12 protein-coding genes are annotated in these 13056 nt (G+C 64.9%); 8 read left to right on the forward strand and 4 right to left on the reverse strand.

All coding sequences use genetic code 11. The features are described from left to right. Window positions 1-21: 21 nt before the first annotated feature. Window positions 22-1245 (forward strand): PQQ-dependent sugar dehydrogenase, encoded by a 1224-nt coding sequence (locus FFS09_RS04665; RefSeq protein ID WP_137917693.1) that lies wholly within the window; start codon window positions 22-24, stop codon window positions 1243-1245. Between the two features lie 6 nt (window positions 1246-1251). Here the strand turns inward: FFS09_RS04665 and FFS09_RS04670 are convergent, their stop codons facing one another. Further along, the gene (locus tag FFS09_RS04670) at window positions 1252-1557 is read right to left on the reverse strand and encodes a DUF5666 domain-containing protein (protein ID WP_137917694.1); all 306 of its coding nucleotides are present in this window, start codon (window positions 1555-1557) and stop codon (window positions 1252-1254) included. Window positions 1558-1670: 113 nt separating this feature from the next. Beyond that, window positions 1671-2249 (reverse strand): peroxidase-related enzyme, encoded by a 579-nt coding sequence (locus FFS09_RS04675; RefSeq protein ID WP_137917695.1) that lies wholly within the window; start codon window positions 2247-2249, stop codon window positions 1671-1673. Between the two features lie 66 nt (window positions 2250-2315). On the opposite strand from FFS09_RS04675, the gene FFS09_RS04680 reads away from it, so the two are divergent. The 6 genes from FFS09_RS04680 to FFS09_RS04705 all read left to right on the forward strand — a co-directional run bounded on the left by FFS09_RS04680 (window position 2316) and on the right by FFS09_RS04705 (window position 9161). Then, the gene (locus FFS09_RS04680) at window positions 2316-2705 is read left to right on the forward strand and encodes a carboxymuconolactone decarboxylase family protein (RefSeq protein WP_137917696.1); all 390 of its coding nucleotides are present in this window, start codon (window positions 2316-2318) and stop codon (window positions 2703-2705) included. A 56-nt stretch (window positions 2706-2761) separates the two neighbouring features. Continuing rightward, entirely contained in the window at window positions 2762-3733 is a 972-nt protein-coding gene (locus tag FFS09_RS04685) for a Bug family tripartite tricarboxylate transporter substrate binding protein (protein ID WP_137917697.1), read from the forward strand. A 197-nt stretch (window positions 3734-3930) separates the two neighbouring features. Next, window positions 3931-5640 carry an ATP-binding response regulator gene (locus tag FFS09_RS04690; RefSeq protein ID WP_137917698.1) on the forward strand — a complete coding sequence of 570 codons (1710 nt, stop codon included), beginning with the start codon at window positions 3931-3933 and terminating at the stop codon, window positions 5638-5640. A 389-nt stretch (window positions 5641-6029) separates the two neighbouring features. Continuing rightward, entirely contained in the window at window positions 6030-7247 is a 1218-nt protein-coding gene (locus tag FFS09_RS04695) for an alpha-hydroxy acid oxidase (RefSeq protein WP_137917771.1), read from the forward strand. Window positions 7248-7282: 35 nt separating this feature from the next. Then, complete coding sequence (locus FFS09_RS04700) at window positions 7283-8269, forward strand: Bug family tripartite tricarboxylate transporter substrate binding protein (RefSeq protein ID WP_137917699.1); 987 nt, start codon at window positions 7283-7285, stop codon at window positions 8267-8269. A gap of 136 nt (window positions 8270-8405) precedes the next feature. Next, window positions 8406-9161, forward strand: coding sequence for a transporter substrate-binding domain-containing protein (locus FFS09_RS04705; protein ID WP_137917700.1), 756 nt, complete (start codon window positions 8406-8408; stop codon window positions 9159-9161). A gap of 8 nt (window positions 9162-9169) precedes the next feature. Here the strand turns inward: FFS09_RS04705 and FFS09_RS04710 are convergent, their stop codons facing one another. Both FFS09_RS04710 and FFS09_RS04715 read right to left on the reverse strand, forming a co-directional pair. After that, window positions 9170-10069: a LysR substrate-binding domain-containing protein gene (locus FFS09_RS04710; protein ID WP_137917701.1), complete on the reverse strand. Its 900-nt coding sequence runs from the start codon at window positions 10067-10069 to the stop codon at window positions 9170-9172. A 253-nt stretch (window positions 10070-10322) separates the two neighbouring features. Beyond that, window positions 10323-10973, reverse strand: coding sequence for a response regulator transcription factor (locus FFS09_RS04715; protein WP_171019874.1), 651 nt, complete (start codon window positions 10971-10973; stop codon window positions 10323-10325). Window positions 10974-11282: 309 nt separating this feature from the next. On the opposite strand from FFS09_RS04715, the gene FFS09_RS04720 reads away from it, so the two are divergent. After that, entirely contained in the window at window positions 11283-13052 is a 1770-nt protein-coding gene (locus tag FFS09_RS04720) for a ShlB/FhaC/HecB family hemolysin secretion/activation protein (RefSeq protein WP_171019875.1), read from the forward strand. Window positions 13053-13056: the final 4 nt, after the last annotated feature.

The following is a 13056-nucleotide window of genomic DNA, read 5'->3' on the forward strand; positions in this document are numbered from 1 at the left end:
AGGCTCGACTAGCATGGCACCATGCGTGCCGTTCCTCTGCATCCGGCGTTGCTCGCCGCCCTGGGCCTTTCGATGGGTCTCTTGAGCGCGTGCGGGGGTGGTGGCGGCGATTCGAACGGTTCCGGCAACGCGCCGCCCGGCTTCGTGCCCACCACCGGCGCGGTGGCGGTGACCGAACTCGCCACCGGCCTGCCCAACCCCTGGAGCCTGGCCTTCCTGCCCGATGGCCGCATGCTCGTGACCGGGCGCACCGGCAGCTTGCGGCTGTACGCGGCGGATGGGCAGTCGTTCAGCAACATCAACCTCGTCGGCCTCTCGGGGCTGACCACCGCGGGGCAGGGCGGCCTGCTGGACGTGGTGGTGGACCCGGCATTCGGCAGCAACCGCCGCATCTACTTCAGCTTCTCGGAGACGGACAGCGGGAACCCGTCGCTCAACGGAACGGCTGTGGCGCGCGCCGAACTCGACACCGGTGCCCTGACCCTGGTGAACTGGCAGGTCATCTACCGCCAGCTGCCCAAGGTGGCGAGCACCGCGCATTTCGGTTCGCGCCTGGTGTTCGATCGCAACGGCCATCTCTTCGTCACCATGGGCGACCGGCAAAGCAACGACCAACGCGTGTTCGCGCAGGATGTGGGCCGTGGCAACGGCAAAGTCGTGCGCATCACCACCAGCGGCGCGGCCGCGCCGGGCAACCCGGTGATCGCCGGCGCGATCACCGGCCTGTGGAGCTACGGCCACCGCAACCCGCAAGGCGCCACGCTGCATCCGGACACCGGCGAGCTGTGGACCCACGAACACGGGCCGCAGGGTGGCGACGAGGTCAACCTCACCTTGCCCGCGCGCAACCACGGCTGGCCGGTGATCAGCTACGGACAGGAATACGGCACCACGACGCAGGTGGGCGAGGGCACGGCCAAGGCCGGCATGGAGCAGCCGGTGGCGTACTGGGAAACGATCGATGGCGCGCCGTGGACCGGTGGCCAGAAGTCGTCCATCGCGCCCAGCGGCATGGCCTTCTTCACGGGCACCTTCCCCACGAACTGGAGCGGCAGCCTGTTCGTGGGTGCCTTGGCGGGCACGGCTCTGTGGCGCCTGCAGTTCGATGGCGCGCGCGAGGTGGGCCGCGAACGCCTGCTCGCGAACCGCAACGAGCGCATCCGCGATGTGCGCCAGGGGCCCGATGGGCGCCTCTACCTGCTCACCGATGGCGGCAGCGGCAAGCTGCTGCGCATCGGTGGCTGACGGGCGTTATTGCTTGTTTTCCTTGATGTTGGACTTGTACTCGACGTCGTCGGCGTAGAGGCGACCATCCTTGCGGTTGATGTCGACCTCCACGTAGTGCCCTTGGCGCAGATCTTCGAAACGCTTGTAGTCGTTTTCGTAGTCGGTCTTGTCGGTCACGTAGATGGTTTCGCTGTTGACGGTGAAGGTCTTGGCCGTGGTGTCGATGGCCGTGATGCGGCCCTTGATGTCTTCGGCAAATGCCGCGCCGGTGCCCAGGGCGAGAGCGGCGGTGAGCAGGAAGGCGCGGGTGATGGATGGTTTGATCGACATGTAAACACTCCTTGCGTTGTGGTGTGCCCTTGATTGAACCGTGTCGGGTCAAAAAGTGCTGTCGGTCTTGTCCGATTTCGACGATACGGCGTTGTCCTACACAAACGACCCCGTCACTTGGCCTTGGCCTTGGGCACACGACCCATCAGATAGAACTCCGGGTTGGGCATCATGTTGCTGAAGCTGGCGATGCGGTTGGACAGGCCGAAGAAGGCGGTAATGGCGGCGATGTCCCAGATGTCTTCGTCGGAGAAGCCATGCGCGTGCAGCGGTGGGAAGTCGTCGTCGTTGACCTCGTGCGACCGCTCGCACACCTTCATCGCGAAATCGAGCATGGCCTTCTGGCGCGGCGTGATGTCGGCCTTGCGGTAGTTCACCGCCACCTGGTCGGCCACCAGCGGCTTCTTTTCGTAGATGCGCAGGATCGCGCCATGCGCCACCACGCAGTACAGGCACTGGTTGGCCGCGCTGGTGGTGGTCACGATCATTTCGCGCTCGCCCTTGGTCAGCGAGCCGTCTTCCTTCAGCATCAGCGCGTCGTGGTACGCGAAGAACGCGCGCCACTCGGCCGGCCGGCGCGCCAGCGCCAGGAACACGTTGGGCACGAAGCCGGCTTTTTCCTGCACCTCGAGCACTTTGGCCTTGATGTCGTCGGGCAGGTCGTTGATGTCGGGGGCGGGGTAGCGGTTCATGGGGTCTCCTTCGTCGGTGTCCCTCGAATGTAGCGACTATGCTGGCGTCTTTTCAGGAGACCCGGTATGAACCCACCCACCCACGACAAAGACTTTGACAAAGGCCTCGCCACCCGCAAGCGCGTGATGGGTGAGGACTTCGTGGCGCAGGCCTTCGGCAATGCAACGCCCTTCACCGAACCGATCCAGCAGTACATCACGCGCAACGCCTGGGGCGACGTCTGGCAGCGCCCGGGGATCGATCTGAAGACCCGCAGCCTCATCACCGTGTCCATGCTCATCGCATTGGGCAAGCAGCACGAGCTCAAGGGCCATGTGCGCGGCGCGCTCAACAACGGCGTCACGCCCGAAGAGCTGCAAGAGGTGCTGCTGCACGCCAGCATCTACTGCGGCGTGCCCACCGCGGTCGAGGCGTTCCGCACGGCGGCAAGCGTGGTCGACGGCGACAAAGCCTGAGCCCGGGTCCGGCGCTACGATCGGAGGGTTTCAACCCTACCCTCCGGAGTTTCGTCATGACCGCTTCACGCCCCTCCCTGCTCCGCCGCGCGCTGCTGGCGGCCGGCCTGGTCTGCACCGTCGGCCTGGCCCAGGCGCAGTCCACCGTCCGCATCCTCGTGGGCTTCCCGCCGGGCGGCGGCACCGATGCGATCGCGCGCATCCTGGGCGAACGCCTCAAGGACGAGCTGGGCCATGCGGTGGTGGTGGACAACAAGCCCGGCGCGGGCGGCCAGCTCGCCGCGCAAGCGCTCAAGGCCGCGCCCGCGGATGGCAACACCCTGTTCCTCAGCCACGACCACAGCATCACCATCCTGCCGATGGTGACCAAAAACCCCGGCTACGACTCGGCGAAAGACTTTGTGCCGGTGGCCGGCTTCGCCACCTTCGTCAATGCGTTCGCCGTGTCCAACGGCACGCCCGCGCAATCCTTCAAGGCCTATATCGACGGCGTGAAGGCGGCCGGTGGCAAGAGCTCGGTGGGCATTCCCGCGCCGGCTTCGGTGCCGCAGTTTCTGGTCGAGGTGATCGCCAAGCAGAACAAGCTGGACCTGGTGGCCGCGCCATACCGCGGCAGCGCGCCCATGATGGGCGACATGCTGGGCAACCAGATTCCGGCCGGTGTGGCCTCGATCCCCGATTTCATCGAGAACCACAAGGCGGGCAAGCTGCGCGTGGTGGCGGTGATGGGTTCGCAGCGCCAGGCCGCCATGCCCGAGGTGCCGACCTTCTCCGAACTCGGCCTCAAGGGGTTTGAGGACGTGCCGTACTACGGCCTGTTCGCGCCGGCCGGCACGCCCAAGGCCGCGATCGATCGCATCGCCGCCGCGGTGCAGAAAGCGATCGCGCAACCCGACGTGCGCGAAAAGCTCACCGCCATGGGTCTGACCGTGGGCTTCATGACCGGCGAACAACTCGGCGCGCGCGAGCAGGCGTATGGCAAGGTCTGGGCGAAGATCATCAAGGACAGCGGCTTCCAGCCGCAGTGAGCTGTTGACCCCTACGCTCCACCGCTGTGCGCGTCATCTCCGGGGCGAGATGAATTTTCCAGAGCACGCAGGGAACCGGCTTCGCCGGGCCGTTGCGTGCGCCCCCCCTCAAGGGGGGACGCGCGCAGCGCGGCGGGGGGTGGCCCATAGCCTCTGAGCGCGTCCGCGCCGAACTTGTCCAGTCGCAGTACGCCCGCATGCCGGTCTCGGCGCTGGGCGGTGCTCTGGGTGCGTGTGGGTTTCTGGTGGTGGCCCATGCGTTGATTCCCACCGGGCAATGGATGCTGTGGGGCGCGCTGATGGTGGGCCAGGCGCTGGCGCGTCTGGGCCTGTGGCTCGCTTACCGGCGCACGCACCGCAGCGCCTCGCACGAGGTCGGTGATTGGGCCTGGTACGCCGCGCTCGGTTCCGCCGCGGGCGGCGTGATCTGGGGCACCGGGGCCTGGCTGGTGATCCCGCCGAACGATGTCGAATACCAGCTGGTGTTCGTGCTGCTCACGTCCACCCTGGGTTCGATCTCCATTGTCGCGTCGGCCTCGCTGCTGCGCGCGTTCTACGCGTTCACCCTGCCGGCGTGCATTCCCGTGGGCATCTGGATGGTGCTGCACGAGGCGCCGATGATGCGCGGCCTGGGTTGGGTGGGGCTGGCCTCGCTGCCGCTCCTGAGCGCCTACGCCCACCAGTTGCACCGCTCCATGGCGCGGTCGCTGCGCCTGCATGTCGAGAACACCGATCTGCTGCGCGAGGTGATGGTGCGCAAGGAGCAGGCCGAAGCGGAGAACCGCAAGAAGTCCCTGTTCCTCGCCGCCGCCAGCCACGACCTGCGCCAGCCGCTGCACGCGATGGCGTTGCAGGCCCACGTGCTCGAAGGCACGCCGCTCTCGACCGAGCAGAAGCCGATGGTGGGCAGCCTGCGCGCCTCCATCGATGCCTTGGCGGGCTTGTTCAACGCCTTGCTGGACATGTCGCGCCTGGACGCCGGTCTGGTCGAGGTGCGCGAGGCGCCGCTGTCGCTGCGGGCGCTGTTCCTGCAGATCGAGCGCGAACACCGGGCGTCGGCCGAGGCCAAGAAACTCAAGCTGCGTCTGAACACGGGCGACTGGGCGGTTCATTCCGACCACCAGCTGTTGGTGCTGCTGCTGGGCAACCTGGTGTCCAACGCGATCCGCTACACCGACCATGGTGGTGTGCTGGTGTCGGCACGGCGGCGCGGCGAGCGCGTGTTGATCGAGGTGTGGGACACCGGCCAGGGCATGTCACCCGCGCACCAGCGCGAGGTGTTCAAACCGTTCTACCAGGTGGGTGAGGTCCAGCCCCACCGCTCGCACGGCCTCGGTTTGGGGCTGGCCATCGTGCACCGCCTGGCCCACCGGCTGGGGCTGCAGGTGGCGCTGCGCTCCGAACCGGGCCGGGGCAGCCACTTTTCGGTGTCGCTGCCCACCACCACCGTGCAGCCGCCCAAACCGGGGCTTGGTGTGAACGCCAGGCCGCTGGAGCCCGCCCGCTTCAACGGCGCGCACGTGATGGTGGTCGATGGCGAGGCCGACATCCGCGCCGTCATGGAAACGCTGCTCACCGACTGGGGTTGCAGCGTGAGCACGGCCGCCACGCCGGAGCAGGCGCTGTCCAAGGCGGCGGAGATGGCGCGTGCGCCGCAATTGCTGATCAGCAACCACAGGCTCTCACCGCAGGTCACGGGCCTGCAACTGATCGAGCGCTTGCGCGACGAGTTCAACGCCGACCTGCCCGCGCTGGTGGTGACGGGTGACACCAGCGCCGATGTCGTGCGCGCCGTGCAGCAGGCCGAATGCGATCTGCTCTACAAGCCGGTGGACCCAGGGGCGCTGCGGCGCAGTATCCACGGCTTGTTGGACCAGCACCGGTTGACGTGCAGGTTGCCAGAATAGTTGCACCGGCACTCGCGCACCACACGGTCGTGAGCGAGTCCGTTTCGAGAACCGTTTGTCCACCCCGCCCGGCAGCAGGTGGTTGTCGAGCAAGAAGTCGAGTTGTAGCCAGGCAACTCTTCCATTTGGCGGTTTTCCAACCAACGGGGCCGACGGTATAGCTCCGCTGTCGCATTCGCTGTCAGCCCAAGAAAAAGTTGTGCTGGACTGCACAAAAACTCGATTTCGCGTTTTTGCGAGCTTCGCCAGAATCCAGTCCCATCCAAGCAGTCCGCCTTCAGCGGCATGCGAGGACCAAGCAATACCTGGACAGCAAAAACACCGTGGCTACAACGCTCTTATCGACAGCCGAAACATCGGGCAACGACGGCAAACCGAACACCCCGGAGGTGCAGCCGCTGGACGCGGCGCTGCGGTTCAAGCCTTCGCTGCGACGCCTGCTGAGTCTCAACGACTTCGACGCGGCCGCCCGACGGCACCTGCCCCATCCGCTGTATGCGTACGTGTCGGGCGGCGTTGAAGACAATCTTTCGCGGGAAGAAAACCTCAACGCCTTTCAAACACTCGAATTCGCGCCCCGAGTACTGCGTGACGTGTCTCGTCGAACGATGGCGACGAATCTGCTGGGCACGTGCTACCAGGCACCTTTTGGCATTGGTCCCATGGGCATCTCGGCGCTCGTCGCCTACGACGGCGACAACGTCATGGCTCGCGCCGCCACAGCAGCAGGCGTTCCAATGGTGCTCAGTGGCGCTTCGCTCACCCCGCTCGAAGAAGTTGCCGCGTCGTCAGAGGGTCAGGCGTGGTTCCAGGCCTACCTGCCCGGCGACGAGGCTCAAATCCGATCCATGTCGGCGCGGGTTCACAACGCGGGCTTGGGAACGCTCGTGTTGACCGTGGACACTGCTGCAAGGGCCAACAGAGAAAACAACATCCGTGCCGGGTTTTCGACGCCGTTGCGGCCCAGTCTGAGACTGGCCTGGGAGGGCTTGACGCACCCCTCCTGGCTGACTGGGACGCTTGGAAAAACGTTGCTGCAGCGCGGAATGCCGCATTTCGAGAATGCTGGAAGTGGCCGTGGCGTGCCGATCATCTCGAACGAGGCCGTTCGCCAGTTCAATCGCGACTCGCTGGACTGGAACCACGTGGCCGTGATGCGCGAATGCTGGAGAGGGCGCTTGGTACTCAAGGGGGTGCTGCACCCCGAGGACGCGGCAACGGCGGCAAAGCTGGGCGTGGATGCCATCGTCGTATCCAACCATGGCGGGCGTCAGTTGGACGGGGCCGTCGCTCCACTCAAAGTGCTTTCGTCGATTCGCGCGGCGACGGGGTCGCTGCCACTCATCTACGACGGCGGCATTCGCCGTGGCAGCGACGTGCTGAAAGCGTTGGCGCTCGGCGCCGATTTTGTGCTGGTGGCGCGACCCTTCCTCTATGCCGCCGCCGTTGCCGGGCACGCGGGCGTCACCCATGCGATCTCACTGCTCAAGGAAGAGGTGAAGCGCAACATGGCATCGCTGGGCCTCACGTCACCTGGAGACGCCGGACCCCACATCCTCCACAACGCCGACTTCCGACCGCCAAGTCCACTTCATCGTTCCTGCTGACTCAGCTTGCCAATTCACCCATCAAGGAGACACTCATGCACACAAAACGCCAAGCCATTCAAATGATCGTCGGTGGGGCCGCCGGGCTACTGAGCCCCTTCCACGTCGCGTCGGCCTCGAAATATCCGTCAAAGCCGGTGCGCATCATTGCGCCCTATGCGTCCGGGGGAACGACGGACTTCATTACCCGTCTCTTCGCGCAGAGTCTTCAGGATGAGCTGGGGCAAAGCTTCGTTGTGGAGAACCGTCCTGGTGCCGGTGGCAACATCGGTGCGAACCTGGTGGTGAAGTCGCCTGCTGACGGGTACACGTTGCTGGCAGGCTCGCTGTCCACATTCGCATTGAACGCTGCCGTGTACGACAACCTTGGACACGACCCACTGAGCGACCTGGTGCCAGTGGCTGTCACCACACTGGTGCCTGGAGCAATCGTGGTCTCATCGTCGCTCGGTGTTCGCGACCTCAATGGTCTCGTCAAACTGCTAAAGTCCCAACCCGGAAAGCTCAACTACGGCTCGGCCGGTAACGGTACATCCAGCCATATCGCATTGAGCATGTTTCTGGAGCAAACCGGCACACATGCAATGCATGTTCCGTACCGAGGTGTCTCGCAAGCCGTCGTCGACCTGCTGGGCGGCAACATCTCAATCCTGTTTACGTCACCCACCACGGTGCTTGAATACCTGAAGGATGGCCGCGTTGTCGCATTGGCGGCCGTCGCACCGAAGCGACTGAAGGCCATCCCGCAGGTCCCCACTGTTGCAGAAGCGGGGTTTCCCAAATTCGACGCGTATTCCTGGAACTGCCTCTTTGCGCCCAAAGGCACGCCACGGGCCATTACTGACGTGTTGTTCGGGGCAATCGACCGCAGCCTGAAGAAGCCTCAGGTGCTGGCGAAGCTTGAGGAGCAGGGAATGCTGCCCGTTCAAGGGCAGACCCCCGAATCGACGGTCCGCTACACGCGAGCCGAGTTCGAGCGCTGGGTTCCCTATGTTCGCAAGATGAACATCAAGGCCGACTAGGCGCGAAGTCGACGGGGGCGTCTGAGGCCCTCTCATCTCTCTTTCATCCCCCATCCAGTCCACCCATCAAGGGCTCCCGCGTATCGCGGGTGGCTCGGGCCGCTGCATTCGTCAACACCTTCAAGGAGCCGCCTCCATGTCTGAATCGCAAGTCCAATGGCAACACATCCTGCCGGAGATCGGTGCCGAGGAGATCGAGCGCCTGGCGCCTTCCAGAACACTGCGCATCGGGGTTTATTCGGGCTCCCCGACCTCCTTCGTGAGTGGTCCGCAAGGCGAAAAGGCCGGTATTGCCTGGGAGCTGGGGCACCGGTTGGGGAGGTGGCTCGATGTTCCGGTGATGGAGGTTCAATTCACCCGAGTGGCCGAGATCGTCGAGGCGCTGACACGCAGCGAAGTTGATTTCACTTTCACCAACGCCACGGCGCGGCGCGCGTCCATCGTTGCCTTCACGGAGCCGTTGCTGAGCCTCGAACTTGGCTACCTTGTGCGGTCTAGCGGCGATGTCATTTCCTCGGATCGCATAGACCAACCGGGCGTGTGCGTCGGGGTCAGCGAGGGCAGTTCGTCTCAGATCGCACTTGGGAAGGCGTTCAAGCATGCGCGAGTGATTCCTGTGGAGTCGTTGGGAATGGCGGCGCGAATGCTGAAGGATGGTCGCCTGCACGCGTTTGCGACCAACAAAGGCATCTTGAACGAGCTTGCTGACACGGTAGGCGGGTCACGCGTTCTTGACGACCGCTGGGGGCTGGAACACATGGCCATTGCGGTCCCCAAAGGCCGAGAAGCGGGGCTTCCTTTGCTGAATCTGTATGCACAAGCTGTCCGATGCAACGGCGTGCTTTCCGGTGCGATACGCCGGTCCGGGCTGCGCGGCGTCTTCGGCACTTGAGGATCTTTCTACCGAACGGTTTGACCCGAGACGGACAGCGCGTCGAGTAGCCACGCTCGGAACAAACGAAGAGCGCGGGAGGCCGGCCGCGAAAGCGGACTCACAAGGTGGTAGCCGCCCGGCAGGGTCAGTGAATGGTCAATGGGGGCCACAAGGACTCCCGAAGCAAGGTAGTGCTCCACCAGGACCTTGACGCCCAGCGCTACCCCCGCCCCCTGGATCGCAGCCTCGAAAGCCAATGCGGAGCTTTCGAACTTGTGTCCTCGACTTCCGTCCAGGTGACCTAAGCCCGCACTGCGAAGCCAATCGTTCCAGCCGCTAGGCCGAGACATCGAGTGAAGCAATTTGAGGCGCGACAGATCGACGACACCTCCCGGTTGCCGATCCAGCAACGCGGGACTGAGGACCGGGACAAGTTCTATGGGGGTCAAGAAATCCGTCTGGATACCACCGGCCTCGATGGTGCCGGAGTAGATGGCTGCATCGATTCCCTGCTGCTCGAAGTTCACCTGTGCTGACGACGCGGAGAGTCTGACGTCGATGTCGGGGTGCAACTCCTGGAACTCCGATAGCCGGCGAATCAGCCAGCATTGAGCAAAAGTGCTGTACGCCTGAATCGACAAGACTTCCTGACTGCGGCGCCGACTTACCTCCTGGGTCGCTCTTGACATGTCGTCGAGAGCCTTGCTGATCGCGGGATACAACCTGGCGCCGGCTGCCGTGAGCTCAATGGACTGAGCCTGCCTGTTGAACAACGTCTGACCCAGGTATTCCTCCAGCACGCGAACCTGGCGGCTGATCGCTGCCTGCGTCACGTTGAGTTCCTCTCCCGCTACCGTGAAGCTCAGCAACCGGGCTGCTGCTTCGAATGAGCGCAGCGGGTTCAGAGGTGCGAGAACGCGCTTCATGGAAGGCTCTCCACGCCACTCCGCGGATACGGTGATGATGTTTCCTTCGCGGATGCGGTGACACGGCAGGGTTCGCAGAAGTAGCCAGGATCTGCATGCATCTTGAGCGCAAGGGTCATGAATCCAGTGTACTGTGCCACCCGCGGAACAACGAGGTACCCGCGTTCCGCGAGGCCGCTTCCCTGCGTGGCTGATCAGACCGTGCAGCCGCCTGCGGTGTTCACGAAACCGGCGGCGACCCGACGCCTATCTCTTACATGAGAGGCGAAGAGGGCGGCGCCGCTTCGTGGATCAGGCCCAGCCGCCGCGCGGCCAGACTGGCCTGGGTGCGGTTGGCCACGCCGAGTTTTTCGAAGATCGCGCTCACGTGCGATTTCACCGTCTTCTCGGTGATCTGCAGGCGCAGCGCGATGGTCTTGTTCGGCAGGCCTTCGCACAAGGCGACGAGCACGTCGAACTGCCGGGTGCTGAGGGCACCGCGCCGCGGCAGGTCGGCCTCGGACACGTCGCGCTGTTCGGTGGGCGTGATCAGCACCCGCTGGCCATTGGCCAAGGCGTGCAGACCGGCAATGAGGTGTTCGGGGCGCGCCGCCTTGGAGGCGAAGGCGTGCGCACCGGCCGCCCAGGCGGACTCCTGGTCGTGCAACTGGTCGCTGGCGGAGATCACCATCACGCAACCGCCGGGCACCGCCTTCACGATGCTGCGGATCGCCAGGGCGCTGGGCACATCGGGCAGGCCCGGGTCCAGCAGGACCAGATCGGGCGGGCATTCGTGTTGTGCGATGCGATGCCCTTCCGCGAAGCTGCTCGCCTTGAGCACGGTGTGCTGCGGTAGTGCCTGGGCCGCCAGTTGCGCCAGGCCTTCCAGCATCACAGGGTGGTCATCGATCACGAGTAGTTTCATCGGCGAACAGTGCGAGCGCGTGCCAAGCGAGGAGATGCAAGGCTTGCGTGCTACAGAAATTGCAAACAAGCGTTCGATGATATCCACATACCTCAGGGGGATGGGTACACCGCTGGGCCGTCGACAAAGACCGGCCATCGGTAGGTCGCGCCTTCGTGCCGCCCCATCCGTGACATCGATCACGGATTTTTGGCCGCTTGCGCCTTTGGTCGCATGGCGCTCTCTGTAACAAATACGCACACTTCGACCTCATTTTTTGGGACGGGACGTCAGCACCAACGCTGCACGCTCCACGAGTGCGGAGTGCATGTGGGTATCGACAGAACAAGTGCAGGCAGGGGACGGTTCGCGGCGATCGCGTGGCTGGGTTGGGTGATCGCCTGCACGGGTGTGCAGGCCCAGCCCGTCGGGCCCACGCCGCAGCAGATCGAACAGATCCGGCAGCAGCAGGAGCAACTGCAGCGTGAAGAGCAGCAGCGCCGCGACGCCTTGCTGCGCGAACAGGATGCCGCGCGCCGCCTGCCGGGCACCGTGGACATTCAGGGGCCCTCGGCCCCACCCGAGTTGCCCGACGACGGCACCTGCTTCACGGTCCAGCGCATCGAGCTCGACGGCGCGGCGCACCTGAGCGCGGCCGACCAGGCCGGCCTGACGCAGCCCTTCATCGGCCAGTGCGTGGGCCTGAAGGGCATACGCGACCTGATGCGCGGCATCACCAACCGCTATGTCGAGGTGGGCTTCGTGACCTCGCGCGTCTACATCCCCCAGCAGGACATGGGCCAGGGCCTGCTCAAGCTGCTGGTGCTCGAAGGCAAGGTGGGCGCGATCACCTTGAGCGACGAGCAGGCCGGGGTGGACCTGGCCTCCGCGTTCCCCGGCCTCACCGGGCGTGTGCTCAACATCCGCGACATCGAACAGGGGCTGGACCAGATCAACCGCCTGGGCTCCAACAACGCCACCATGGAGCTGCAGCCGAGCGACGAGCCGGGCCTGACCCACGTGGTCATCAGGAACCAGCCGCGCGAGCGCGTCAACGGCGGCTTCACGGTCGACAACTACGGCAGCCCGTCCACCGGCGACCTGCGCGGCAGCTTGAACCTGTCGGTGGACAACCTCTACGGTGTCAACGACGCCTGGTTCGCCAGCTTCTCGCGCAACCTCGACGCGAACCCGCGCAGCCGCCTTTCCGAGAGCTACATGATCGGCGCCAACTACCCTTACGGCTACTGGAACTTCAGCGCCAACATCAGCAAGAGCGCCTACGCCAGCACGGTGCGCAGCTTCACGCAGCAGTTCCGCAGTTCGGGCAACACCGAAACCTTCAGCGTGGGCGCGCAGCGCGTGCTCATGCGCGGACAGACCAGCAAGCTCACGCTCAACACCGGCTTGGCGCACAAGGACTCGCGCAACTACATCGAAGGCAGCCTGCTCACGTCCAGCAGCCCCAAGCTGACCGACTTCAACCTCGGCCTGACCTCGGTGTTCTCCACCGGCGCGGGCACCTGGACCATCGACACCTCGTTGAACAAGGGCCTCAAGGCTTTCGGCGTCGAAGCCTTGCCCGGCGCGGGCACGAACAACGTGCCCACACCCACCGGCGTGCGCTACAACGCCGGCATTTCCTACTTCCGCCCGCTGCGCCTGGGCTCGCTGGACGCCACCTGGTCCAGCAGCCTGCAGATGCAGACCAGCCCGCACAACCTCTACGGCTCGGAGCAGATGTCCGTCGGCGGCCTGCACACGGTGCGCGGCTTTGACGGCACCTCCGCGTCGGGTGAGCGCGGCGCCTACTGGCGCAACGACGTGGCCATCACCTTGCCACCGCCTTCGGACGCGTTGACCGCGAAGTGGTTCGGCCGCCTGCAGGCCTACGCGGCCATCGACACCGGGCGCATCTACGGGCGCGAAGGCCAGTTCACCGGCAGCCTCGCCGGCATGGTGATCGGCGTGCGCGGCGTGGGCGGAAAGATCGGTTTTGACATCGCCTACGGGGAACCACTGCGCGCGTCCACGTCGATCCAGGCGCGCGGCGACATCGAAGGCTATGCGCTCTACGCGCGCGCCTCGATCGCTTTTTGAGAAC

Source organism: Hydrogenophaga sp. 2FB (genome assembly GCF_005503365.1).
Taxonomy (GTDB): Bacteria; Pseudomonadota; Gammaproteobacteria; order Burkholderiales; family Burkholderiaceae_C; genus Hydrogenophaga.

Bases quoted from the DNA above. Each gene is read 5' to 3' on its own strand.
- FFS09_RS04680 (WP_137917696.1), top strand. From the start codon at position 2,316: ATGAACCCACCCACCCACGACAAAGACTTTGACAAAGGCCTCGCCACC.
- FFS09_RS04685 (WP_137917697.1), top strand. From the start codon at position 2,762: ATGACCGCTTCACGCCCCTCCCTGCTCCGCCGCGCGCTGCTGGCGGCC.
- FFS09_RS04665 (WP_137917693.1), top strand. From the start codon at position 22: ATGCGTGCCGTTCCTCTGCATCCGGCGTTGCTCGCCGCCCTGGGCCTT.
- FFS09_RS04675 (WP_137917695.1), bottom strand. From the start codon at position 2,249: ATGAACCGCTACCCCGCCCCCGACATCAACGACCTGCCCGACGACATC.
- FFS09_RS04710 (WP_137917701.1), bottom strand. From the start codon at position 10,069: ATGAAGCGCGTTCTCGCACCTCTGAACCCGCTGCGCTCATTCGAAGCA.
- FFS09_RS04700 (WP_137917699.1), top strand. From the start codon at position 7,283: ATGCACACAAAACGCCAAGCCATTCAAATGATCGTCGGTGGGGCCGCC.
- FFS09_RS04690 (WP_137917698.1), top strand. From the start codon at position 3,931: ATGCCGGTCTCGGCGCTGGGCGGTGCTCTGGGTGCGTGTGGGTTTCTG.
- FFS09_RS04670 (WP_137917694.1), bottom strand. From the start codon at position 1,557: ATGTCGATCAAACCATCCATCACCCGCGCCTTCCTGCTCACCGCCGCT.
- FFS09_RS04715 (WP_171019874.1), bottom strand. From the start codon at position 10,973: ATGAAACTACTCGTGATCGATGACCACCCTGTGATGCTGGAAGGCCTG.
- FFS09_RS04705 (WP_137917700.1), top strand. From the start codon at position 8,406: ATGTCTGAATCGCAAGTCCAATGGCAACACATCCTGCCGGAGATCGGT.